3 protein-coding genes are annotated in these 25,971 nt (G+C 75.5%); all 3 read left to right on the top strand.

Features of this window, described 5'->3' with window-relative positions; translation table 11 throughout:
* Nucleotides 1–13 precede the first annotated feature (13 nt).
* Nucleotides 14–460 (top strand): YbaB/EbfC family nucleoid-associated protein, encoded by a 447-nt coding sequence (locus LPU61_RS07160; protein ID WP_229404482.1) that lies wholly within the window; start codon nucleotides 14–16, stop codon nucleotides 458–460.
* On the top strand, nucleotides 460–792 hold the full coding sequence (locus LPU61_RS07165; protein WP_077937314.1) for a hypothetical protein: 333 nt from the start codon (nucleotides 460–462) through the stop codon (nucleotides 790–792). The genes LPU61_RS07160 and LPU61_RS07165 overlap by 1 nt, the downstream gene beginning before the upstream one ends.
* A gap of 81 nt (nucleotides 793–873) precedes the next feature.
* Nucleotides 874–25,947: a toxin glutamine deamidase domain-containing protein gene (locus LPU61_RS07170; protein ID WP_229404483.1), complete on the top strand. Its 25,074-nt coding sequence runs from the start codon at nucleotides 874–876 to the stop codon at nucleotides 25,945–25,947.
* Nucleotides 25,948–25,971 lie beyond the last annotated feature (24 nt).

A 25,971-nucleotide genomic window follows, 5' to 3' on the forward strand; every position in this document is an offset into this window, starting at 1 on the left:
AGGAGGTGAGGACATGTCGAGTCCGTTGTCCAACCAGGTCGAGCAGGCGCTCGCCGAACTGGAACGGCAGAAGGCCGCGATCGACGAGATCCAGGGCGACCTGCACAGCGCGTACAGCACGGTGACCGCGAAGAACCGGGCGGTCGCGGTCACCGTGGACAGCCGGGGAACGGTCACGGCGATCAAGTTCCCGACCTCGGCGTACCGGTCGATGGCCGGCCCGGAGCTGGGCGAGCTGCTGGTCGACACGATCGGGTCGGCCCGGGACGAGGCGCTGGCCCGCACCGTCGCCGCGTTCGAGTCGCTGCTCCCCGCCGGGCTGCCCATGATCGACCTGTTGACCGGCGAGGCCGACCCCGAGCGCGGCCCGCTGCCGATGGACCGGCTGCTCGCCGAGGTGTTCCGCGTCGCCGAGCCGGACGACGCCCCGGTGCCGCCGCCCGCGACGGGTGCCCGCTGATGGCCCCGGCGACCGGGCCGATCGGCGCCGACACCGGCCGGCTGACGAACCCGAACTTCGACCCGTTCACCGAGGAGCTGGACCGGGTCCAGCGGGCGTTGCGGCGCAGCGACACCGACCATCCCGGACTCGTCGGCGAGCCGTACGCCGACATCGACGAGATCGTGGCGAACCTGCCGAAGGCGTCGCTCGGCGCGGATCTCATCCAGCTCCTGGGCGCGGTGCCGCAGGGCTACCAGGACGACCTGCGGAAGCTGGGACAGATCCTGGCCAACGTGGAGGCGACCAACGCCGACATGGCCGGCGGGGTCAACAACGGCCGGCACTCCTAGCGGCCGGCAGTGGTTCCCGCCGCGGGCGGGCAGCGGTTCCGTGACACCTGACAGCGGCACGACGACGAGGGGTGGTCTCCGGTGGCGATCGAGGTTTCGGCCGAGCTGGCCAACTTCCTGCGCTTCCTGATCGGGGAGAAGTTCCCGAGGGCCGACGAGACCAACCTCTTCGCCACCGCCGAGGAGCTGCGCCGGGCCGCCGAGCAGGTGGCCGCGTCGAGCGAGACGTTCGGCGACGGGGTGCGGGCGTACCGGGCCGGGGTCAACGGGCAGGCCGAGGACTCCTTCGTCGACACGATGGAGCGCTACGTCCTGCACAGCCCGGGCTACCTCGGCCTGGTGTCGAAGTACACCAACCGGATGGGCGACAGCTACCGGGGCACCGCGACCGAGGTGCAGTACGCCAAGCTGATGATCATCGCCTCGCTGCTCGCGCTGATGCTGGAGCTGCTGGCGGCCCTGGCGATCGCCTGGATCAACCCGGCCGCCGCCCTGGCCCGGCTGGCGGTCGGCCGGGTGATCATGCGGATCATCTTCCAGAACGTCACCACCCGGGTCCTGTTCCAGGTGGCCATGGCGCAGGCCGTAGGGATCGGTCTGCAGACGGTGATGGACCGGCTGGTGCAGCTCTACCAGATCCGCAACCACACCCGGGACGGCTGGAACGACGAGCTGACCCGCGCCGCCGCCGAGGTCGGCTCGCTGGGCGGCGCGGTCGGCCTCGGCCTGGGCGGGCTCATGCAGGGCCTGGAGCGGCTGGCCCGGTCGACGAACGTGGGCCGGCGGGTCGGGCTGTCGGCATCGTCGAACACCCCGGACCCGCACGGGTTCCGGCCCGGCGAGGCGGCCCAGGAGGTCCTCAACGAGGGCGTCAGCGAGTGGCTGACCGAGTTCCTCTACAACGGCATCACGACCGGCGAGTGGGACGCCGACGGGGCGGCCGTCGTCGCGGGCGCGATGTCGGGGCTGGCGAGCGTCGCCGGCTCGGCCATCGGGCACGAGCTGCGCAAGACGACCGGAGGCGACCGGGACCGGACGGCGAAGTCGTCGGCGTTCCCCGAGGAGAAGCCGCCGACTCTTCCGGAGAAGAAGCCGTCGACGCCCCCCGGTGCGGTCGAGGAGCCGCCGCCGGCGTACGACCCGGTCCGCCTGCCGGCCTACGACGGCCCGCCGTCGTACGGCGACGCGGTGGCCGCCGTGCCCGGCGTGGGCGCCGCCCTGACCGGGGCGGGCGGCAACGGCGCCGGCGGCACGACGCCGGGCGGTGCCGGCCGGGGCGGGGCGGGCACCGGTGCCGGCGGGAGCGGTGGGGCCGGGCCGGCGGCCCGGACGGGCACCGGAAGCGGCCCCGTCGAGGTCGACGCCGACGCGGCCGGGCGGGCCGGGGGGCCGACGCCGCCCGGGGAGCAGACCGGCCCGGAGCCGGTGGACCCGACGGCCCTCGCCGCCGGTGGCACCGCCGGCCTGTCGACCCCGCCCGGCCTGTCCACCGCGCCCGGGATGGCTGCGTCGGCGGGCCCGCCCGCGTCCCCACCCGGCCTGCCCGCCTCGTCCGGCCCGGCCGCCGGTCAGCCGGGCGCGGCCGGCGGCGCGCTCTCCGGCACCCGAGCCGGCGGGCCCGGGCCGGTCCCGGCCGGCGCGGCGGAGGCCGGAGCCGGCGGGCCGGCGGGTGGTGGGCGGACGTCCGGGGCCGAGCCCACCGCGCCGGGCCGATCCGCTTCCGGCTCCTGGGCGGGCGGGCCGCAGCCGGTCGGCGGGTCGGCACCCGGGCCGCAGCCGGTGACCGCCCCGGCGTCCGGTGCGTCGTCGGCACCCGGGCCGCAGCCGGTGTCGGTGGGCGAGGTGACCGCGACCGGCGGCCCCGTCGTCGGCCGCCAGGCGGCCCTGGAACAACGCCTGACCGGGGTGCTGCCGCCCTACGACGGCACGGCCGCGGACTGCGTGGTCCGGCTGGCGGCCGTGGTCGACGAGTTCTCGGCGGCGCCCCGGGCGGCCCGGGTGACCCGGGACGACGCCACGCTCGACCCGGCGCGCCCGGAGCGGGAGCTCGCCGCGCGGCTCGGCGTCGACTGGCAGCCGGTCGCCGACTGGGCGCAGGTCGTCGGCCGGGTCGGCGAGGCCGGACCGAACGCGGTGGCGGCGGTGCTGGTGGAGCCGCCGAACGCCCCCCGCCACGCCTTCGCCCTGGTCAACGACGGCGGCGAGCTGTTCTGGGTGGAGACCCAGGCGCCGCCGGAGCGGCGGGTCCGGCCGGTCGGCAAGCCGCCGGAGCTGCCGGTGGGTGCCCAGGTCATCGTGCTGGACGGGCAGGGCACCCCCGTGCCGGCGACACCGGAGGACACGGCGACCGTACGGGCGCTGGTGGACCCGGCCACCAGCGCCCGGTACGGCAGGTCCCGCCCGGAGGCGGCGCCCCCGGCACCCGCCGTGGCGAACCCGGCCCCGCTGGACCCGCCTCCACTCGGTCCGGCTTCGCCAAACCCGGCCCGGCCGGACCCGCGCGAGGCGGCGGTGCCGCCGGTGGCGGAGCGCACGAACGCCGCGCCGGTCGACCCGGTGGTCGCCGCGCCGGTCGAGCAGGTCGCCGCCTCCTCATCGGACCTGCCGGCCGACCTGGTGCGGGTGCCGGCGGACGGGCGCTGCCTGCTCTACGCCGTCCTCACCTCGTCCCCGGGGCTGGTGGCGCACCGGCTGGCCCGGGCCGGGCTGCTGTCGCCTGAGCTGCGGAGCTGGCTGGCCGACACCGACGACGTTCGGGCGGCGATGAGCCGGCACGCCGAGGCGTACTCCACCGACCTCACGCCGGTGCCCGAGGGCTCCCCGCCGGACCTCGTGGCCGCCGCCCTGGCCACGCTCGTCGCCCAGTATCTGACCACCCACCGGGACACCCTGCCGGCCCTGATCCCGGCGGTCCGCTTCGCGCTGGCCGACCGGGAGCGGGAGAACCCGGACCCGGTCTCCCGGGCGGCCCGGCTCGCCGAGCTTCGCCGGCACGACCCGGCCCTGACCGAGGTGGCCGACGACGAACTGTTCGCCACGTACCTCGACAGGTATGCCGGCCATTCCGGGCCGTTGACCGACGACGAGTTCGGCGTGTTGCAGGAAGCGGTGGCCGACTGGTCGAACTCCTGGGTGGATCCGGTCGGCACGGCCATGCTGCCGCTGCTGGCGCACGCCCTCGACCTGCCGCTGAGCGTGCGCGGCCGCAGCGACGGCCGTGAGCGCGTGGTGTACGGGCCACTGGACGAGGCCCCGGTGACCGTCTACCACAACGGCAGCCACTACGACGCCTCGTCGGTCAACCCGGCGGTCACGGACGTCCCCGACCTCCCCGTACTTCCCGACGCGGATCTCGACGGCGTCTTCGGGCCCGCGGTGCGGTCGGCCCGCATCACGCCCGGCGAACGCGACGATGCCGGTGACGTACGGCTGAATCCGCTCTGGTACCGGCTGGCGGACTTCCCGGCCCACCTGCTCGACCCGGCGCGGGCCCGCACCTGGCTCTACGTGGTGGCCGAGGACGGCGAGGTCTACCTCGGCGCCGCCGACGCCGCCGCGGCGATGCGGCAACGGGACTTCCGGGCCCTGCTGGCGGGCATGCGGCAGCACGATCCGGAGCTGACCGCCGAGCGGCTGCGCGAACAGCTCGGCGGCCAGGGCCACGCCGGCCTCGCGGTCGGCTTCGACGCGCGGGGCCGGGCCATCGAGCGGCACGCGCGGGTCGGCGGCGAACTGACCTGGAACGAGTCGGCGCGGCGCTGGCAGGTCACCGACCGGTCGGCGCAGTTCATGGGCGCGGCCCGTCCGGCGGCGACCCCGGACGAGGTCCAGGGCTGGTTGGGCAACGTCGCGACGGCGGTCGGCGGCCGGTTCGACCGGGCCGTCGTCCCGGTCCGGCACACCCCCGACGAGGACGCCGGCCCGCCGGACCCGGTCACGGTGGACTTCGCCCCGGGCGAGCGGGCGGTCGGCAACGGCCGGCGGGCCGAGCTGGACCTGTTCGTCGACCAGGCGGTCGCGCAGGTCCGCCGCGCGTGGGAGTCCGACCGGCCCCGGGTGGTGCGGATCCGGATCGAGGGCGGCGGCAACGGCACGGGGCGGCTGCGGCTGTGGGCCGGCCGGACCGGCCGGAAGCGGGCCGCCTCGCTGGCGGAGCTGGTCGCCACAAAGGTGGCGGCGCAACTGAAGGCCGAGGGCATTCCTCCGGGGATGGTGCGGATCGAACAGACCAGCCGGGGCGCCGGCCGGTCCAAGAGCCCCGGCGGCCTGCGACGCCCGACGACGGCCCAGCAGCGCCGCCGGGCGGTGCTCTGGACCGAGCCGGGGGCCGAGTTCACCAGCCGCAGCCCCCGCCGGGACACCGCGCGGGCCGACCGTACCGGCCGGGACCGGCGTCGGCTGCGCGCCTCCGCCCCGGCCGGCCGGTCCGGCCGGCCCACCCCGGGCCGGCTGCGGCGCAAGCCGGACGGGACGTGGTGGATCGGCGACGGTCAGGTGGTGACGCACGACGTCCCCGGCCGACCGGGGAGCATCGCCCTGCTGTCGCACCGGGAGTGGAACCGGCTGGCCGGGGACCCGCGGCTGCCCGATGTGACCGACGCCGTGACGGTGCTGGTGCACGGGGCCGGCGAGCGGTTCCGGGTGCCGCTGCGCCACCCGGACGGCAGCACGAGCGAGGCGAAGCTGACCGTCGACGACCTGCACACCCTGCTGGATTCGCCCGAGCGCGACGGCCAGCGGCTGGCGCTGCTCTCCTGCGCGGCCGGTCGGATCGGCGCACGGTCGGTGCAGCGCCTGGCCGACCTGCGCGACACCGACGTGTTCGCCCCCGAAGGTGACCTGGTCGTGGAGGCCGGGCCGGCGGGACACCTGCCGCTGTCGGTCGACGGCCGGCCGTGGGCGCTGTTCGTGCCCGACGGCACCGGGGCGTGGGACGTGGTCAACGACGAGATCGTCGACCCGGACCAGCCGGACGCGACGGTCGCGGTGCCCTTCGCCGGGTACGCCAGCCGGGCCGACGCCGCCGACCCGGCCGGCGTACGGCTGACCAACGCGCCGCTGCCGCCGACCCGGTGGGACCGGGTCCCCATCGTCGGGGACGGACTCTGCCTGCTCAGCGCGGTCGCCGTCGCGGTGCCCGAGGCGATGGCCGGCATCGCGGGCATGCCGGCGGACGCGGTGGACCGGCTGCTGCGGGTACGCCGCTCGCGCCGCCACGACGTCGATCTGAGCGACATCGACGCGGCGTTGCGCGAGGAGGTCCGGCGGCGGGTGGCCGACCCCTCACCGACGATGACCGAGTTGTTCGACCACGTGGCCACGACCTGGCTCTTCCCGGCGGGGCACGACGTGCAGGCCACCCTGCTCGACGTGGTCGACACCTGGGACTGGCGGCGACCGCTGCCCGTCGAGGACGGTGGGGCGGCCGGTGGCCGGGCCGGCGACGTGCTGCCCCTGGTGATCGGCGCGGCGCTCGGCCGGCCGGTGTGGCAGGGGCGGCTCGACCCGCCGTCGGCCACGGTGCTGTGGCCGGACGGCGCGGGGGAGCCGGTGCAGCTGCTCTACAACGGACGCGACCACTACGACGCGTGGGTTCCCACCGCCCTGGCCGGTCCGGACGACGGCGGCCGGTCCGTCGAGACGGGCGACAACGAGAAGGGGCCCGGGTGGCAGGGGGTGCTGCGCACCCCGAAGCAGCGGGGCGTGCTGTGGCCGGGGGAAGACGACGACCAGCCCGTGCCGGTGACCACGCTCATCCGACAGGTCGACGCGGTCGACCTGCCCGGCGAACACCTGCTCGTCGTGCTCGCCGACGGGCAGTACGCCCTGCTGTTCGGCGAGCGCGTGCCACCCGGGGCGGTGCTGGACGCCGTGTTCGCGGGCGGTCCCTCCGGCATCCGGTGGACCCCGGCCGTGGCCGTCGACCCCCGTGCGCCGATGGTGCTCACCGTGGTCAGTGACGACGACGCCCAGGCGGTGGCGTTCGGTCGCTCCGTCGAGCGGGAGCTGCGACGCCGGCTGGACGGGGGGTGGGCAGCGCCGACCCACCTGAGCGTGGTGACCATGCGCCAGCACCAGGTGCCCACCGAGCCGGTACGCACTCCCCGGCTGCGGTTCCGGCTCCCCGCGCCGCCTCCCGGGCAGCTTGCGCAGGCTCACCTGGCCAGCCTCGCCGACCGGGTCCGGCAGGCGTACGTCGCGCCGCCCGGCTACACCGTGGGGACGCTGCTCGGTGACGCGGCGTGGCGCGACGGGCTGCCCCACTTCACCCCGTCGGTGGCCCCGGAACCGGTGGTCGGGCCAGCCCCCGACGACCAGCCCCCGACGTACGCGCGCTTCCAGCAGGACCGGCGGCACGAGGAGCGGGTGCGGCAGGAGGAGGAGTTCCGGGCGGCGGCGCAGCGGCAGGTCGAGCGGCTCGGCGCGGAGTTCCCCCCGCCCGGCCCGGCGCGGCGGGTGATCGTCGCCGACACCGGTCTGGTCGACGGCCTCGGCGGGCACCGGGGCTGGCTGCTGCACGGCGGATGGCCGCTGGTGGCCTCCGACGCCACCGGGGTGGGCTCGGTGGAACTGACCGTGGCTGCCCCGAACGACGCGGCCCGGCTGGTCCGGGTGTCGTTGCCCGCCGTCGAGGACCAGCCGGCGCTGGAGGTGGAGGCGCTGGTCGAGCTGCCGGCGGGTTCGACGCTCGACGTCGACCCGGGCCTGGTCACCGTGCTGTCGTCGTGGCGCAACGACTTCACCGACGGGCCGGTGGCCCAGCCGATCGTGGACCCGCCCGAGATGATCCGGCGGGCGTGGCTGTTCCGGATCGACGACACGGAGCGGACCGAGACGGCCAGGATCCAGGCCGAGCGGGACGACCAGGACGACGCCGGACCGCTCGACGAGGCCGAACGCGAGCTGCTGCGCTCGCGCGTGGTCGGCACGATCCGCGACACCCTGTGGGAGACCTTCGGGGAGAGCCCCGCGTACGCCACCGCGTTGGCCGCGCTGACCAGGATGCCTCCGGACACGCCGCCGGCCGACTACTGGTTGCACGACCAGGTCCGCGAGCTGATCATGGCGTACCCGTGGCGGCTGCTGTCCCGGGACATCGGGTCCTACGTGCAGCGGTACGGCTGGCGGGGCGCGGACCGCATCGTCCTGCAACCCGGCGTGCTGGACGCCGATGCGTCGGACGTCCTGGTCACGCCGGGCGGCGTCCGCTACACCGCAGCCGACTACCTGGCCCGCCTGCCCGTCGTCGACGGCGGCACCCGGGTGCTGTTCCTCCCCGACCTCGACCGCGCCACGGCGGTCGGGTCCGGCTTCGTCCAGGCGGTGCGGCCCTCCGCCATCGTCGTCCTGCCGGCGCTCCTGCCCGTCGACGTCCAGTGGACCGTGCTCGGCGCCAGCGCGGTCACCGGCGCCGAGGTGGACCTGTTCGTCGGCACCCTCGAGGAGGCGTTCGCCCGGGCGACCATGCACGCCGCCGGCCCCGCCGAGAGCCGCCAACTGGCCGAGGCGCTGCTCGCCAACCCCGACCTGCAGGTCTATGACAACGGCGACTGGCTCACCGAGATCTTCGACAGCGGGCTGCTGGCCGCGCCGACCGAACCCGTGCGACTCCTGGTCAACCGGGAGGCGACGATCGACGCCGAGGAGCTTCACGCGGGGTTGCGGGAGGCCGGGGTCCTGCTGATCGACCCGCACGTGCTGCCGAGGCACCGCGTGGTCATCGAGATCACCGACCCCCGTCCGGAGCTGGTGCAGTCCTTCCAGGTCGACCGGGGCGGGATACGGGTGCGGCAGTTCCTCCTCGACGGCAGGTACGCCGCCGACAACCCCGACACCTGGCGGGTGGTGGGCGAGCCATGGTCGAGCATCCGGTCCTGGCTGGCGGTCCTCGATCCGGACCGCACCTATCCGTGGGACCCGTTCCTGCTGGCCCTGGCGCACCAGGACCAGGTGGCGCTGCTCGTCGACGAGCACCCGGGCCCCTGGCCGGGGGCCAGTCACCGCTTCGCGCCGGTGCCGGCCGCCGCGCTGACGCGGGCGCAGGAGGTCCTCGCCGGCCGGTCCACCGAAGAGGGGGTAATCTGGACCCACGCCGTCGACACACCGGCCGACGCGATGTTGCTGGTCGACGACACCGCCCGGGGGATCGTCGACTACCCGGTGGTCTACTTCGTCCCCCGCCCCCCACAGCCCCGGGCGGCGGTGACCATCCCCCGCCTCGACGACCTGGACGGTCGGGGGTTGGTCGTCGCCGTCGGGCAGCTCGACGGCGACCGGCTGACCGGCGACGGCTGGGAGGTGACCGTCGACGAGGTGCTCGGGAACGACGCGCTGCGGGCGCATCCGCGGGTCGTCCTGCTCGACCGGTCGCCGCCGGTGGGCAGCCCGTTCGTCCAGCGGCTGCTGGAGCAGGGCGTCGGCGTGCTCGCGCCTGACGCCGACCTGGCCGGTTGGACCGCCGTCTACCAGCTCCCCGGGTGGGCGGTGGAGCTGACCGGCCCGGACAGCGCCAGCCTGCTGCGCCAGCTCCGGCGGGAGTTCGACGCCGTGGTGCTCGGCGCGGCCACGGCCCACCGCCGGACAGCGGCCCAGACCGAGCTGGTCCGCGCGGTCTTCGAGATGCTCGGCCAGCCGTACGGGCAGGAGGTGGTCGACGGCCAGATCCACCTCCACCTGGACGGGCGGGAGCCGTCCCTGGCAGACGCCGGCCACGACGGGCTGCTGCTCCTCGGCGACCAGGACGGGCACCACGACGGCCTGACGGTGCGGGTGCCCGTCGACCAGGTCCGGGTGCTCCGCCGGTGGTCGGGCGAGCGGCTCCACCTGGTCGTGACGGACTCGGCCACCGTCGCCCCGGTGACGGATTTCATCCGGGACCGGATCGCGACCGGCCCGATCGTCCACTGGACGCCGGACCTGGGCCGTGCGGCGCGGGCGACGGACGTGGGGCACCCCGCCTCGTACCACCGGGATCTGGGTGGTTTGCCGATCGCGCCCGACCACGTCGAGGAGCTGGCCCGGACGGTCCGCGAGCACCCGTCGTGGCGCAGCCTCGGCTGGACGGTGGACGTGGACCCGGATGGGGACGACGACGCCCGCGCGCTGGTGTGGTTAGGCACCGAGATGGCCGCCGTGGAGTTCCCGGCCGGCGACGGGCGGTCCGTGCTCGCCGTGGGCATGCCGGCGTCCGCCGTGCCCACCGTCGACCGCTACGGCGACGGCGCGGTGCTCTGGTCACCCGGCCGCTCCGGCCTGCCGGCCGCCCTGCGTGCGGCGTTCCGGGTGGCCGTGGCACCGGTGTCCGAACTGGACGACGTCGTCGACAGCGTCCAGGCGGGAGCCGACCAGGCCGAAGCGGTGGCGGTCCTGACGGGGCGGCTGCCCGGGGGGACCCGGATCGTCGTGGTGCCCGGCGAGGTCGACTCGATCGAGGAGATCCCGGTGATCTTCGACTCGGTGTACGCGGTGGTGGCCCGCACCGAGTCCGGCGACCCCGGGACCTGGACGGCGTACACGCGGTCCGACGATGACCAACGGATCGGCGTGCTGACCGGCGCGGACCTGTCGTTCGTCGTCGCCGGTGTGGCCGTCACGGACCCGGAGCTCATGCAGGTGTACGAGCCGGCGCCGCCGATGCTGCCGTTGCCGCAGGCCGCCGTGCGGTTCCTGGTCGAGACGGTGGCCGCCTGGGAGGACGGCGGCACCCCTGGGTCCAGGGTCACCGACGTCGCCTTCGTCGCCGTCGACGAGATCACCGCCGACGACCACCTGTACGTCCTGCCGGCCGGTTCGGTGCAGCGGGTCACGACAGCCGGCCCCGACGGGGAGCCCGTCCTGCGCGGCTGGCTCGTCGACGGAGAGGCGCTGGCCGAGGCCGGACACGACCTCCTGGTGAGCGACGAAGGACCGGTCGGCGCGGTCCTGCCGACCGAGTTCGCCAGGGACCTGACCCCTGCGGAGCGGGAGGCGCTGCTCGAACTGGCCCGCCTCGTCGGCGTCGGGCAGCCGGTCACCGACAATCCGCTGCGCCGGCACGGGATCGCTCCGGTCGACCGCACCTTGGTTTCCGACTGGCTGGCTCCGGTCGGTGCTCCGGTCGGACCGGCCTGGTGGCTCGGCGCTCACGTGTCGGCCGTCGAGATCACCTCGGCAGCCGCCGGCCGGATCACCGCCAGGCGGGTGCTCGCGTGGGAGGTCACCCCACCGGCTGACGACACCGGGCAGGCGTTCAACGGGTCGCTGCAGCCGGAGTTGATGGCGATCCCCTACCAGGACGGGCCGCTGCTGCGGGTCCTGCCCCACGAGGTGTGGTCCCTGGGGCTGGCCCCGCTGCTCGGCGAGCGGGGGCTCGTCATCGAGCCCGGCGTGGTGACCGGCGGCGGGGTGACCACGGGGCGACCCGACGGGCGCGGCGCGCTGCCCGCCGGCGCGTACCGGGCGATCCTGCCGGAGACCGCCGCCGGCCCCCCCGTCGTCGTGCTGCTCGACCACAGCCGGGCAGCGGAGGCCTTCGCCCGTGCGCTCGCCGCGCACATGGCCGTCGTGTTGGTGCGGACCGACGACCTGCAATGGCGGGCCTACCGTCCCCTGCCGAGCACCGGTGCCGCCGACGTGATGACGGACTTCATAGCGTTCCGACTGGTCAACCGCGCGGTCGCGGCGGTCGCCGCCGACCTGGAAGTGCTGGCCCGCGCGGTCAACGAACGGACTCGGGAGCTGGGCTCGCGGATCTGGCTCGACGGCGTCAGCCTGCTGCGCCGCCTGCCGGGTCTGCCGATCGGCAAACCGGCGGAGCGGGCCGACCGGCTCGCCTCGGCCCTGTTCGGGATGGACCGGCTGCGCGCCGCCGTCCACGGGCACCCCGGCGGGCAGTCGGTGGGGCACGTGCTCACCCGGCTCGGTCTGCCCGGCCCGGCCGGGCAGGACCCGACGGTGCTGGCCCGGCGGCTCGCCGCGACGGTCACCCGGGTGACGGCCGCGGCCCTGGGCCGGCTGCCGGCCAACTCGGTCGCCCCGGCCTGGCGCGACGACGCCGTGGCCCTCGTCCACCGCGCCCCCGACGGCGCCTTGACGCTGGTGCGCCCGGATGCCGAGCCAGGCGCCCGGCTGACCGCGCTCGACCCGGACGAGCTGCCCGGCCCGTTGTCGATGCTGCTGTTCGGGGGACGGACAGTGGGCGTCAGCGTCGCCACCGGACGACGCGTCCTCGGCGGCCGGGTCGTGTCCGCCCCGGACCAGAGCCCGGACCCGGATCAGGATCAGGACCCGGATCAGGATCAGGACCCGGATCAGGACCCGGATCTGGCCCGGGACCCGTACCCGTACTCGTACTGGGAGCCGTCCCCGGACCGAGGCTCGGACCTGGGGGAGGACCCGCCTCCGGGCCGGGACCCGGACCCGGGCTCGGGCTCGGCGGCGACCGAGGACCAGGCGACCCCGCCGGACGCCACGGACGCCGCCGACTCCTCGGCGGTGACGAACCCCGTCCCGGCCGGGCCGTCGCCGGCGGCGGTGGCCGCCGTCGGGGAGGCGCTGCGCCGGCTGCCGGCGGCCCGCCTGGCCGCAGGCGGGCAGGTACGTCGGGGCCGGCCGTCCCTGCCCCGGCTCGCCGACTGGGTCGACGTGGTGCAGGCCGACGAGGCCACCGCCGGCGAGGCCAGCTCCCGGGTCCGGGCGGTCGGCGCGTACCTCGTCCTGCACGGGCGGATCGGTGCCCGCCCGGTGACCGGCACTGCGGTGACCGGGCTGAGCCTGGACGGGTTCCACCGGGCACTGGGCGGGCGGCCGGTGGAACTCGACGCCGGCCACCCGGGCTCGCTGCTCCAGGCGCTGACCCGCCGACCCGGCGCGATGGTCCTGGTCCACGACCGGCCGCTGGGCGCGCCCGCCCGGGTGTTCTGGCTGGTCGCCGACGACCGGGGCGGTGCCGTGGTGCCCCGGGTGGTCGACCCCGGCCGGCCGGGGGTGTTCACCGGCTCCGCCGCCGACGACCCGGTCACCGCCACGGCGCTGACCCGCGCCGGCACCACCGTGCTGGCGGTGGACGCCCGCGGCGACGCGATGGACCTGGCCGACTTCCTGGCCCCGTCGCCGGCCGGGCTCATCCGGGCCGTCGCCGACCCGGCGCTGGCCGTGGCCGACGCCACCGACCTGTTCCAGGCCATGGTGCGGCTGGTCGACGGCTACTTCGGGCGGGCCCCCCGCGCGCTCGGCGCGCAGTTGACGGTCACCCCGGAGACGATCCCCGGCACCCTGGCCGCCGCCCTGGGCGGGCAGTTCGAACCGCTGCACGACGTCGCGGCCACCATCGACGCCCTCCGCGCGTCGCCGGGCTCGCTGGCGCTGGCGTACCTGCCCCGTGCCGAGGAACCCGCGCGGCTGCTCATGTTCGTCGTCGAGCCGGGGCTGGCGACGGTGCCGGCCCAGCTCACGGTCGTCGGAGTCGACGCCGCCGAACTCAGCGACGCCGACCTGACCCAGGCGCTGTCCACCGGCAAGGCCCAGGTGCTGCTGCTCGACCCGACCGGCGAGGCCCGCCGGGTGCCGGGCCGGGAACCCACCTCGGAGCAGGTCACCGCGGTCCGCACCGCGATCACCGCGCAGCCGCTGCTGATCGGGACGCCGCACACCGACCACCCGGCCTGGCACACCGTGCTCGGCACCCAGGTGGCCCGGCGGTTGCGCGCGGTGGGCGTGACCATGCCCACCGCCCGCACCCTGCTGCACGAGCTTTCCACCGACCCCGCCGCGTTCCTGCACCACGGCTCCGGCCACCCGGTCCGGGTGGGCCGGAACAGGCGGTTCGCCTGGGTGCGGCTCGTGCCCCGCCCGAGCGACACCGACGACGTGCGGCTCGCCCCCGGACTGGCCAGCATCGAGGACCGCCGGACCACCGCCGTGTCGGCGTCGGCGTGGGCGCAGCCGCAGGCCACCACCGCCCGGGTCGTGGTGCCGATCCCCACCGACGCCGTCGGGGTGACCGTCGTCGGCGGCGTGATGAGCAGCCGGGCGGTCCGCACGATCGGGCAGTCCCTCACCACCGGGGACAACGGGATGCTGATCGGGGTGCCCGACTCGTTCCTCACCCGCAGCGCCGTGTTCGTCCAGGTGGAGATCACCGAGCGGCCCGTGCCGCCGACCTGGGACGACATCCCGGCGACGTGGGTGCCCGAGGCCGGCGACCACTTCTGGTTCCGTACCCCCGAGGTGCTGGCCACGATGCGGCCGATCAGCGACGGCAACCAGCTCGCGGTGAGTCCCGCCGGGGCGATCTTCCTCCGGGACGCCGCCTACCCGGCGCACGTCGTCGACGACGGCGCCCTGACCACCGCTGTGCTCGCCGGCATCCCCGAGGTGGTCCATCGCGGCAGCAACATCAGGGTGTGGCGGCTCTGGGGCGGCCAGCGGGCCCTCAACGCGGTGCAGCCCGGCGCGACCGGTCTGACCGCGACCAGCTCGTCGTGGCTGCGGCGACCCGGCTACGCCCAGGGGGTCCGGCCCGCGCTGCGGCTGACCCGGTTGACCCCGATCGGTGAGTTGCCCGAGTCGGCGGTGCTGCGCTCGGTGGCCTCGGTCACCGAGGGGCAGTCGATGCAGTCCGCGTCGGACCGGGGCGGATTCCTCGCCGTGCTGATCGGCCGGGCGTTCGGCCTGTTCCGGCTCTCGGCCGGGCCGAGCATCTCGGTCGTCGACCGGCGCGCGCAGGTCCTCGCGCCGCAGTTCGAGACCGCCGCCGGGGCGGAGACGGGCGACCACGTCCTGGGGCTCTACCTGGCCGAGTACACCGGCACGCTGCAGTGGAGCATGCACCGCTCGGTCAGCCGGTCGCTGGCCCACCGAGGGCTGCGGCACGGGTCGCAACCGGTGTCGGTGCGGACGCTGCTGGTCGTGCCGCAGCGGCACGTGACCGCGCTCGCCGAGGCCACGCCGTCGAACCGGCCCGACCGCGACCTCGTCGCCCTGCTGGCGGCCACCGTCGAGGACGACCCGGCCGACGCGCGCACCCTGCCCGACTACCTGTGGCGGGGCGACCGGCTGCGGATCGGGCGCGGGTTCCTGCACGGCGGGGAACTGGTCGCCCGCCTGGTCGCCGCCCGGCTGCGGCAGCTGTTCGACGACGACCGCAACGCGGTGTACCGGCGGTACCTGCCCGACTGGGACAACCCGCGGGTGCAGACCGCCCGGATCCGGCAGGCCCTGGACCGGCTGGGCAACGAGGAACGCCTGTCGGCGCAGAACAGCCCCAGCCGCTACTCGGCCCGACTGTTGGGCACGGCCGACGGCGAACTGCTGATCGAGCTGCGGGTGCGCGACATCTTCTCCGGCCGGGCCCTGCAGGTGCGGATCGGGTTGCGGCGTCGCCACCCGGACACCGCACCACGCTACCTCGGCCGGCGGGGCACCCACCCCGACCCGGTCACCGCCGACGTCCCCGAACCCAGCGACAGCGAGTCGAGCGACTCGGAGGACGACGAGCCGACGGTGAAGCTGCGCACCACCCAGGGCCGGGGTCAGGCGGCGACGAACCGGGCCATCCGCAGCGTCGCGCCCGGCTTCCAGCTGGGTGCCACGGTCGGCAGCGACGCGATCGGCAGGGCCGCCGGGATCGGGCTGCGGCTCCAGCGCATCTGGCGGGACGTCATCGAGGTGACCCAGGGCAACCAGGCCGGTGTCGTCGGCATCGGCGACGGCGCGGTCGCCGTCTTCGTCGACGACGTCCAGTTGGAGCTGTCGGCGTCGGTCATCGTCGAGCACCGCGGCTACCTCGCCGACGCCTGGCGGTGGCTGGCCGACCAACCCGCACAGGCGCAACCACTGCGCTTCGCCGGAGCCGCCACCATCGACCTGCAACTCGGCTTCTCGGTGCCGTTCACCCAGACCATCGCGGCCGGGCAGCCGCAGCCGGTCGCGCTGCCCACCCCGGCCGGCGGGCCCAGCGCGGGCATCGTGCTACGCGAGGCCCTCGGCGAGTTGCTGCCCCCGCTCGTCACCCCACAGCGGCAGCAGCTGCGCCGCCTCGGCGCGGCGCTGGCCCAGCACACCGTCACCCACCACGTCCACGGCATGCCCGAGCTGCGCAACCAGCTGCTGGACGCGTTGCGGGGCGCCACCGCCGACTACATGGACGCCGGCCACCTGCCCTCCGGCGCCGACGGACGCCGCCGGGGCACGGTGTTCAGCGGCGACATCCCCGGCACCCCCCTGCACCAGTGGCTCAACGCCTTCGTCGACCAGGGCCACCTGGCGGCGCTGCTGGCACCGGCGACCCAGCAACCCCAGCCGGTGCACGCCCCCAGCGTGGTCCTCGGCGACGACGTGCCGGTCACGGTGTTCGTCTTCGCCGAGGTGATCGGGCACGACCAGACGCCGTCCGGCGCGCTCACCGGCGACGGGTACGAGAGCGCCGTCGGCGGCTTCGCGGTGCGCCGTTCGACCGCGGAACGGGGCGTGCAGGCCCGGCTGGAGGTCGGCGGGGGCGGCGTGGCGTGGCGGGCCGCCGAGCACGCCGCGCACGCCGAGCCCACCCGCCCGGACGGGGTCGCGGGCGAAACGACGCCGGGCGGGCAGCCGCCGGCGCCGAACCCCACCCAGCCGGCCGCCGGCACCCCCACGCAGCCACCCGCGGCCCTGGCGCTGCGGGCGTTCGGCCGGCGGCAGATCGAGTGGACCACCGGCGAGGCGGTCCTCGCCACCGCCGAGGTCGAACGCACCGTCAAGCACTCCGGCTCCCAGACGGTCCTGCTGGGCGTGCACGGCCGGCTGCGGGTGCACCTCGCCGTGGTGCTCACCGAACCCAAGTGGGTGCTGCCCGACCGGACCTTCACCCGGTACCGGCAGGTGGGCGACGTGTCGCTGCTGGGCCACATGTCGGCCGAGGAGTACCGGCAGGCCCTCGGGACTCCCCTGGACGGCTGGCGGCTGCCGCGTCAGGTCACCCCGCCGGCGGTGCAGGTGATGCACCAGACCAGCCGGCTGGTGGACACTCCCGCCATCGGCCAGGCACTGCTGGGCTGGCTGCGTTCGCTGCGCCTCGGCGGAGACGAGGGGATGGAACTGGTCGGCCAGGACCGCAACACCAGCATGAACATCGGCACCGTCCTGCACCACACGGACCCGGTCACCCTCGCCGTGCACCTGGGCGACCTCTTCGACGGCGGCCTGAGCTTCGTGCTGCGCTATCCGAGGCTGCTCAGCCGCCCGGCGGTGCAGATCGTCGTCCGGGCCGTACCCGCCACCGGCCCGGCGCAGGTGGGTGAGCTGCGGGCGGGCACCAGCACCCTGGGGCTGAGCACCGTCAGCGGCATCGGTGGCGGACTCCAGTCGAGCGAGGCCGTCACCGACGAGCTGGTTGCGGTGGCGCACCTCGGGGAGCGGACGGCGCTCAACGCGCTCGGGGCGCTGGGGCGCACCGACGCCGGCGGCTCCAGCGACGTCACCTTCAACAGCGCGGTCACCGCCGTCGAGACACCCGGCCCGTGGCTGCCGGTCGACTACGGCCCGCAACGCCTGGTCTTCACGGCCCACCGCCGCCGGCAGGAGATCGGCCGGCACGAGATCACCGTGCCGCTGCGCACCGAGACCGCCGCCGAACACCTGAACCTCACCTACCAGCCGCCCGGCCCGGCCACCGTGCTGCCCGACCCGGCCGAGGTGACCGACGCCCCGCTGACCGAGGACGGCGCGGACGGGCCGCTGCGGCTGGTCACGATCCCGGCCGACAACTGGCTTGCCTGGCGGGACGCCGCCGTCCCGCCGCCCGCCCGCTACGCGGCGCTCGGCTTCAACGGGGCCGCCGCCCTCCAGACCGCCGCGCTGCGGGCGCTGCGGATCGTCGGCGCCGATCCGCTGGTCGGGGCACCCGGGTCGACCATCAACCACCAGCTCATGACCCTGCTGGCGCGGACCCACCTGTGGGCCGCCACCCCGCACCGGATGGCCGGCCCCTACGAGATCACCCTCGCCGAGGGGTACCGCCTCGTCCTGCACACCCGGGTCACCTCGGTGCGGCTGGACACCGTGCTCGTGCCCGCCGAGGAAGCCTCCGGCGTCGGCGGGGCCGGCCAGCACGGCGACGCCCGGCTGGCGGCCCGCGCCGACGCCGCCCTGCCGGACACCCTGGGCACGTCGGCCGGATACGTGCCGGCCCTCGGTGTCTCCGTGCCCGGCAACTCCGGCCAGCAGGAGGCCAGCGGCCACGGCACCGACCTGGTGCGGATGGGAGTGGACGACGAGGGCCCGCGGGCGAAGGTGTGGTGGACCACCGAGACTGTCGTCGTCGCCGAGCACACCGACCTCACCGGCACCCGCCGTGCCGCCGTGCAGCTGAGCCTGACCGACGCCCAGCCGGTGCTGGTCGACCAGGCCGACGCCCTCGACCACCTGCTGGCGGGCAACGCGCCCGGGAGTGCCCCCGTCGACCGGGTGGTCGTGGCCGGGTACCTGGAGCAGGCGGTCCACGCCGCGAAGCAGGCGCGGAAGGCGCTGAAGACCTGGCAGGAGCTGGAACGGATCGCCCTGGTCGCCGAGTTCCCGGGGGACGCCGGCACCGCCGCCGACACGGTCGCCAAGGCCGCCGCCGCGAACGCGGCGGAACGCGCCGAGGCGGAAGCCGCGGCCCGCCGACGGTGGCTGGAGGCGCGCGCCGAGGTCGAACGGCTGGTGGCGCTGGCCGTCGGCCACCTGGGCCGAGGCTCCGCGTCGGATCCGGTCGCCGAGCCGCGTCACCTCCCGGCGGTCGACGGCACCGACCCGGCACCACCCGGCGGACGCCCCGCCCCGAGGCCCCCGGCGGCGGTCGCGCGGCCCACCCCGGCGGCCGTCGCTGCCGACGCGCGGCCCGACGAACCGGCCACCGTCCCGCCGGACCGCGCGTCGACGCCGGCCGGGTCGACGTCGCCACCGGCCCCGGCCGGTGTGGTCGCCGGCAGCCGGTTCACCGCACTTCCTCCGCCCGCCGCACAGGAGATCGTGGACGTCGACCGCAACGGCCTCTGCCTGCTCGAATCCGCGGTCCTCAGCGCCCTGTCCGACGTGCGGGACCTGGTGCCCGACGCGCACCGTGCGGACCTCGACGACATCCAGGCGTGGCGCGACAGCCGCCAGGCCGTCGATGTGACCCTGCCCACCCGTCTGCAGGCCTCGGTCGTGCGGGTCGCCGAGGGGCTCCGCGCCCGGATCCACACCCTGCTCGTTTCCGGCCGCCTCGCCGCGTTGGAACGGGTGATCGCCGACCACGGTCTGCTGGGCGACGGCGTCCGCACGGAAGCCCTGGTGCGCCGGCAACTCGTCTGGACGGTCGAGAACTGGCGGTCGGATTGGGCGAGCGACCGCGGCGACCTGCTCGTCCTGCTGCTCGGGGCGGCACTGGACCGACCGGTGGTGGTGGCCACCGGGATCCCGACGGTCGGTCCCGACGGAACGGCGACCCTCAGCTGGTCGACCCGGACGGTCTACCACCCGAGGTTCGACGGCACCGAGGCCCGGCTCGGCGACGCACCCGTGCTGCTCGTCCTGGCAGACGCCCACTACCAGGCGTGGCTGCCGGGGGCGGAGGTGCTCGACCTGGCCCGGTTCCGGGAGGAGGCCGCTGCCGAGAGCGATGCCGGGTCCGATGACGTCGCCAGCGATCCGGCCCCCCTGCCCCCGCCCCGGCCGGCCGGACGGGGGCGTCACCCGTTGACCCTGGCCGGGCTGGAGACGGCCGTGCAGGATACCCGCGACGCGCAGGCCGCAGTCCGACCGGATCCGACCGTATCGACGGCGGACTACTGGAACCCGCCCGAGGACCCGTTGTCGTGTCTGGCCCTGGCCCGGCGGTTCGCCGCCGTCCTGCACCCGGGTGTCGACGGGTTGACCCGGCCGGGGCTACGGGTCGGCCGGACGCGTGACGATTCGACGATCGGTGTCCGCTTCGCCGGCGGGTTCGCCGGTGACCGGTCCGACTGGGCGGTGGTGGACTCGTGGGCGCAGGTCGAGAGGGCGCTTGAGGGCGCCGCGCCGGGCACCGCTGCTTTCGTGTTGTTGGAGCGTCCCGGTGGCACGCCCGGGCATGCCTTCGCGGGTTACCGGCTGGAAGGTGACACCGACCCGGTGCGGTGGGTTCAGCTCGGTGGTGACCGGGGTGCGGTGGTGTTGCCGCAGGCCGCGGCGCGCAACGGGTTGCCGCGGCTGAACGCGTTGGGTCCCGAGGTCGCCGCCCGCGCCGTCCTGATCGATCCGCACGGTGCGGTCGATCCCGCGGCGCTGGTCGACGCGGAGGCGTCCGTGCCGGTCGCCTCGTCCTCGGTGGCGCGGGCCATGGTGGACGCGCCGGTGAACCGGACCGTTCTGGGGCACGGCGGGGAGTTCGAGTTCTTCGAGACCCTCGACCTCAGCGCCGCCGCCGACCTGTTCGACGACACCGGCGGCGAATCCCTCCCCGATCTGGCCCGCACGAGCGCGCTCGCGGCAGATCCCGCGCAGACGATCGTCATCGAGGTGGAGACCAAGACCTACTACCGCGACAGCGGCGACGGTCGGCTCTACCGCCAGCCGGTGCCGGAGCCGATCGACAGCACGGACGAGGAGGTCGACGGTGCACCGGTGCCGGCGCGGACCCCGGAGAAGGTCGCCATCCTGGAGGTCATCGTCGGTGTCGTGCCCGACACCGACGCCGAGGTGGACGCGCATCGCGGCGACGAGTCGCTGTTCCCGTCGATGGCCGCGTTGGGGCACGCCCTGGCGGGGCTGACCCGGCCCGTCCCGTTCGGGCAACTGCTGGCCGAGGTGCAGGCCGCCGGGCACCTCTCCCAGGTGGTGCTGACGCCGCTCGGGGAGCGGGTGTCGATCGGGCCGCGCCCGTCGGACAGCGAGCCCGGCGCCCGGGTGCACCACAGCGTCGGCGTCCCGCTCGCCGGAGCGCACTCGTTCCTGCGCTACGTGGCCCAGCACACCTGGCGCAGCCCGACGAGCGTGGCGCCCTCCTACGCCCGTCCCCATCTGGAGGACGCGCTGCGATTCGGCGAGGTGGTGGCCGCCCATTTCGCCGCCGAAGGGGGCAGCGCCGCGGACGTCGCGGAGTTGCGCGGCTTCGCCACCGTGCTCTACGCCAACACGGCAGGCGTGACCGGGCGCTGGCTGCACCCGGGTCTGGTCAAGGAGAACGTGGCGGCGCTGTCCCGGCACGACATGGGGGCGCTGCTCGGGGAGTTGTCGGATCCGGCGGCGTCGTTCTTCAGGGAGAACTTCGCCGAGATCGAGAACTTGTTCCGCTCGGTGTTCACGGCACGGTTTCCGGACCTCGAGAAGCGCTACGAGCTGAGGACCGGCGTCAAGCTGACCGGCGACTTCTTCGACAACCGCCACCTCGTCTACAAGAGGAAGGGCAAGACCAAGCGCCGCTCGATCATCGACTACCTCGGCGCATTCGTGGGCCAGCATGCGGGATACGGCGGGATGACCGTGCTCAGCGGCCTCGACCACTCCAACGGCGCGCTGCCGCTGATGGTGCTGGAGGTCCGGTACTTCGGTGCGCAGCACGTCGACGGCGCGGCCGCCGAGGCCGAGGCCGACGCGTTGCGGCGGGCGGCCGGGGCGGCCTTCGACGAGGCGCTGCGGGTCACCGGCACGGCGGTGCACCGGCCGGGTGGGGTCCAGTTGGCGTTGCCGTCCGACCAGCGGCTCTGGCCGATGTGGCGTAACGAGGGCCCGGTGGGGCTGCTCACCGTCGAGCTGCCGCTGGACGAGTCGGACTGGTCGCTGCGTCCGCTGTGGCCGATCGCCGACGAGGTGACGGCGATCCGTGTCGTCCAGCGGGCGAGCCGGCCCGAGTACTTCGTCGTCCTGCAACGCCTCGCGGATCTCACCGGTCGGCCCGTCTACGCGCTGGCGGAGGAGGCTACGGCGAGCTGGGATCCGGCGTTGGGGGACGTACGGGTCGACTGGCCCGACGATCTCCGGCCCTGGCTGGAGTTCCTGCCGGCGGCGTACGACGCCGGCACCGAGACGGCACCGCGATGGGCGACCGGCCCCGAGGGTGTGCTCACGCCGCAGAGTGACGGCGTCGACGTGGCGCTCCCGGTGACGGTTCACCTGAACGTCATGCCGCCGGACGTGGAGCACACCCTTCCCGCTGTCATGGGCACCGAGGATCCGGCCGTGCTCGACCTTGCGCGGCTGGTCCAGGCGCCGCCGGGCTACCAGGTGGTCTTCGCCGGCCTCGACGCGCCGGCCGACGTCCCCCGCTGGGCGGCGGACGTCGTCCTGGCGGTCGCCGCCCAGTCGGTGCCGGTCGAGGGAATCCTCCTGATCGGGCATCCGTGGCCGTACCTGGCGGCGCAGGCCCTGGTCGACGTGCTCGGCCGTACGGTGGCCGACCAGCCGGGACTTCTCATCACGCCGGTGGTCCTGACCCACGGGGCGGACATCGAGGTCTCGCTGCGCACCGGCGCGGTCAGGACGGTGTCCACGACCGACGATGACGAGGTGGGTGGCTGGCGGGTGTTCCGGCCGGAGCGGGCGGGCCGCACGAGCGCCGTCCCCGACGACCTGCGTGCGGCGATCACCGCTCCAGCGGTGGAGGTGGAGCAGCCGGGCGGCGCACCGGGCCCGGCGGAGCAGGGGTCCGACGACGCCGATTGGGTTCGGCTGGTCACCGATACCGGGGCCGTGTTGCGTGAGGCCGACGAGCCGGTGGAGTGGACGGTGCGGCGGGCGATGGCGTCGGTGGCGGTTCGTGAGCACCACTGGTCGGATCCGGTGAGCCGGCCCGACCCCGAGTCGGACGACCGGTACGAGGTGGTGGCGCGGTTCGAGGTGCGGCGATTCTGGTACGACGGTCAGCCGGTGACGGATCTGACGGTGCGGGTGTGGCTGGACGGTGATCCCGACGATGCGGTGTTGGCGGCTCTTCAGCGGGGGGTGCGCCGGGTGTTCAACGGTGACGGCTACGCCGACGAGGCGGCGTACGTCTTGCCGAACGGGCATGGTGATCACCTGCATGTGACGGTGGCGCGGGCGGCTTCTCCGGAGGATGCCCAGCTGCGGGTGGAGGTGGTCGACGAGGGGCCGACCGATCAGTTCCACTGGCGGCGTGACGCCGAGGAGGAGGAGTTGGTGCACGAGTTCGCTCACCAGCTCGGCCTGCGTGACGAGTACCGCGACGACACGGCGTCGCACCGGCCGGACGTGCCGGGCAGCCTGCTCGGTGACCTGACGAGGGTTCCCGGTGATGCCCTGACCGACGAGGAGCGGGCGGCGCTGTCCGACGAGGAGGCCGCCCAGCTGCGGGGGATGGGGTGGGGTGGGCTGCGGCCACGGCACCTGCACCTGCTGGCGGCGGTGATCGGGGAGCCGGACACGGACGGGGCGTACCGTGGGGTGGACCCGGTCATCCCACGGATCGGTGTCGCGCCGCTCGCGCCGCAGACCACGACGGACCCGCCGGGGCAGCAGCCCACGGCCGCAGCGCCGACGATGCCGTCGATCACGGCGACGGAGCTGAACCGAGCGTGGCAGGACCTGCCGGAGCGCTCCGGGTTCGAGTACCCGTTCCGCGTCAGGGCGGCCCACGCCGTCCGGACGGTCCTCGACCGGGTGGAGTTGGTCCGGCGACCGTGGGACCTGAGGTCGCTCGGCGACACCGTGCCGCCAGCGACCGCCGAGGACCACCAGCGGCTCACCCCGTCCGAACCGGTCACCGACTGGGCGGTCCTGACCGGACAGACCCGCGAGATGATCGCCATGCGGGCCGCGCTGGTCACCGCCTGGCTGGCCGGCTTGCCGCAACCGGTGGCGCACGGCACGGCGCTGGAGTTCGGGCTGGTGCTGGGGGTGCCTCCGGAGCTGCTTGGCGACTCCCGGGACAGCGCCGTGGCCCGCATCGTCGCCGACGCCGCCGCCGACTTCCTCCGGGGCCAGCTCGACGCCCGACTTCCCGTCGGGGTCCTTCCGACGCGGGTACGTGCCGAGGTCACCGTCTTCGACGGGGTCGTCGACGGGGTCCGCGAGCAGGGCCAGATCCAGGTCGGGTTGTCGCTGCGCCGGGTGCTTCCCGGCCCGGTGTTCGCCGACGACCCGACGTCCCAGGGTGCGGTCGGGGGCGTGTACGACGGCCGGGAGCTGCGGGGCGACCTGCTGCTGCGGATCGCCGAGGCGAGACAGGCCGTCGCCGCGCTGCCCGCCGGTGCGACCGAGACGACCGCGGCGGTCGTCGTCTACCAGCTCGCCGCCGTCCTGGTCCGGCTGCTGCCGGTGCTCGCCACGCCGACCCTGGCCGTCCCGTTCACGGCCCGTGCCGAGCAGGTGAACGGCGTGCTCGGCGAGTTCCGCTGGCTGGTGGGCCAGTGGGCGCGACACTGGCGTACCGGGGACGTCGACGCAGCAGCCCTCGTCGCGCGCGCCACCGGGACGCTCGACGCGATCGCCGACCTGGTGCCGCTGATCGACCTGGCCCCGGCCGCCATGCGGGACCTCGACCTGACGCCGCTGGTCGACGGCCACCGACCGGGCGACACCGACCACGTCGCGGCGCTGGCCCGGTTCCGCGCCGAGCTGACCCGGCTGCGGGCCGCCACCGAGGTCGCGCTGGACGAGCCGATCATTCAGGTGTACGGCTGGCAACTGCTGACCCAGACGCTCGGGGCGCTGTGGTTCGGCGAGCCGGAGGGCCCCGGCCCGATCGCCAGCGGACGGCTCTTCGGGGCCGCCGCCGCGGCGCTCGACGCGTACCACGAGGTGGTTCGCGGGCTCGGCGACGGCAACCCGGACCTCGCGGCGGTCGACCGGGCCGCCGGGGCCGTCGAGGCACTGGCCCGCGGCATGCTCCCCACCCTCGACCAGGCGGAGGTCGACCTCGCCCTCGCCAAGCTCGACGACGCGCTGGCCGTGGTGGGTCTGCGCACCGACCTGCAGCTGGATCGCCTCCGGTTGAACACCCGGGAGGCGATGCTCGACGGCCTGCTCGGCACGGCGACCGCCGCCCTGGACACGTTCCGGATCAGCCGCGACCCCGGTCGCGCCGGCCTCGCCGGGATCCCCGGCGCACCGGGTCCGCTCGCCGACTGGATGACGCTGGTGCGCACCCTTCAGCGGATGACCGTGCTCTGGGACGGCGGAGAGCCGGACCGGCCCCGCCTGCGCGCGATGCACCGCCTCGCCCAACAGGTCCGCGACGGCATCGCCGCCGGTCGGGCCGACCTCGTCCGGTTGGTCAACCGGGACGATGCCGGCGGCGATCCGAGCGACGTCTCGAACCGGCTCCTCGACGACCGGCCGGCTGGACCGACTGTCCCGGCTGGTCCGGCCCAACCGGCTGCGGGGGCGGCCGGACCCGAGCCGGTGCGGCCCCGCCCGGGCCAGGTCCGGCTGCACCTCGTCGCCGAAGCGACCCACGCCACGGCGGGGGCCGTGTCGACCGACCTGCACCAGGACCCGGACACCGGCCAGCTCCGGGTGCGGGGCGGTGACCCGTACGCCCCGGTCGCCGTGTTCGCGCGGCCGGAGACGGCGTACGGCGTGGCCCGGGGGATGGCCGACCACGTCGCGCAGCTCGGCCTGCCACCCGGCGACGGCCCGGTGGTACGTCAGTTCGTGGTCGACGCCGACGCGTTCACCGCCCCGGGCGACGCGCAGGTGTACGTCTTCCCGGCCCGCGACTTCGCCGCCCTGGTCGACCGGGCCGAACCCGGCTCGCTGGCCAGCTACGCGACCGACCCGGACGCGGTGGCGGGTGACGGTGGGGCGCGTGACCTGGACGTGCTCGCCGTCGCCGGCACCCCGGTCGTCGCCGTCGAGGAGGCCAGCCGGATGCTGCCGGACGAGCCGAACGGCCGGCACCGACCGCGCCCCGAGCGGGCCCCGTCCGCCGCCGGTGACCGACCCGTCGCCGTCGCCGCCGTCCCGCCGGATGCCGTGCCCGACCCCGTCGTCGGGCCGGACGCCGGTTCGACCGGTGCCGCTCCGCCGGGTGCGGCATGGGTGGGTGTGGTCGTGCCGGGCACCGTCGTCGTGCCGGGCCTCGGTGACGTCCTGGCGGCCGGCGGCACCGGTCTGCCGGTCTATCCGCCCGGTGCGCAGCCGGCGACACCCGCCCCGTCGCCCGATCCGGCACCGGACCGCCCCGGCAGCCCGCCCCGCCGCCGGAACCGGACCCCTCGCCCGGTGCCGGACCGGGGGTGAACCGGCCCGCCCCGGTGCCCGTTG

It is taken from the genome of Micromonospora sp. NBRC 110038 (genome assembly GCF_020884815.1).
Lineage (GTDB): Bacteria > Actinomycetota > Actinomycetes > Mycobacteriales > Micromonosporaceae > Micromonospora > Micromonospora haikouensis.

Coding starts and splice junctions, on each gene's coding strand:
- LPU61_RS07160 (WP_229404482.1), top strand. CDS start 14: ATGTCGAGTCCGTTGTCCAACCAGGTCGAGCAGGCGCTCGCCGAACTG.
- LPU61_RS07165 (WP_077937314.1), top strand. CDS start 460: ATGGCCCCGGCGACCGGGCCGATCGGCGCCGACACCGGCCGGCTGACG.